Annotated in this window: 1 protein-coding gene and 1 pseudogene; both read left to right on the top strand. The window is 45.8% G+C overall.

All coding sequences use genetic code 11. From position 1 onward, the window contains the following. A pseudogene (locus tag R7E42_RS24655) lies at positions 1-139 on the top strand (nitroreductase); the annotation flags it as partial. 105 nt (positions 140-244) lie between these two features. After that, a partial coding sequence (locus tag R7E42_RS24660) for a DNA topoisomerase (protein ID WP_318073183.1) occupies positions 245-1,228 on the top strand: 984 nt, incomplete at its 3' end.

The following is a 1,228-nucleotide window of genomic DNA, read 5'->3' on the forward strand; positions in this document are numbered from 1 at the left end:
GTTCCACCCTGAGGTACATCAAGCATTTGGCCTAGAAGGTGAAGATGAAATTGTTGGATTTCTATACCTTGGCACACCAGGTTGTACTCCAATGAAAGTGCCAGAGCGCGATTTGTCTAAGTTTGTTGAATTTCAATAAATACATACCTAGATAACGCTTACTGTTCATTTATACAGTTTTTCCTTGATTTCTTAGGGCTACATTCGATAATGTGGCCCTAATTATTTTGATTTCCAAATCCTTATGTCTCGTCTGTTTATTGCTGAAAAACCCAGTCTAGGTCGTGCTATTGCGGCTGCTTTACCTAATCCCCAAAAGAAAGACCAAGGCTTTATCCGTTGTGGAAATGGTGATGTGGTGACGTGGTGTATTGGTCATTTGCTAGAGCAAGTTGAGCCAGACGCTTACGATGAACGCTACAAAAAATGGAACATGGCCGATCTGCCGATTGTTCCTCAGCAATGGCAACTTAGACCGAGAAAAAGTGCCAGTAAGCAGTTAACCGTGATTCGTAAATTGCTCAAAGAAGCAACTGAAGTGATTCATGCGGGAGACCCAGACCGTGAAGGGCAGCTGTTAGTTGATGAGGTTCTCGACTACTGCAAGCTTTCCAAAACTAAGAAAGAAGCGACACAGCGTTTGCTGATTTCTGACTTGAACTTACCTGCGGTGAAGCGCGCACTAAACTCAATGCGCAGTAATCGTGATTTTATTCCTCTGTCTGTTTCCGCTCTCGCGCGCTCACGGGCGGATTGGTTGTATGGAATGAATATGTCTCGCGCTTATACCTTGCTGGGACAAAAGGCTGGCTACCAAGGTGTGCTCTCGGTTGGGCGTGTGCAAACTCCGGTTCTAGGGCTTGTCGTCCGTCGAGATGAAGAAATTGAAAACTTTGTTCCGAAAGATTACTTCACGCTGCACGCATTGATCCCGTGTCAAGACCAAAATGGGGCGTTTGATATTCGCGCACGCTGGAAACCCAGTGAGGCTTGCAAACCATGGCAGGATGAAGAAGGGCGAGTATTAAATCGCAAGTTAGTCGAAAACGTCGCTAATCGGATCGCGAACCAGCCAGCGATAGTGAAGGAATCAGAGCAGAAGCAAACCAAGCAATCTGCACCATTGCCATATTCATTGTCTGCTTTGCAGATTGATGCAGCAAAGCGTTATGGCATGAGTGCGCAGCAGGTGCTAGATACTTGTCAGGCACTATACGAAAAGCACAAA

The sequence above is a fragment of the Vibrio sp. Vb1337 genome, from assembly GCF_033338715.1.
Classification (GTDB): domain Bacteria; phylum Pseudomonadota; class Gammaproteobacteria; order Enterobacterales; family Vibrionaceae; genus Vibrio; species Vibrio alginolyticus.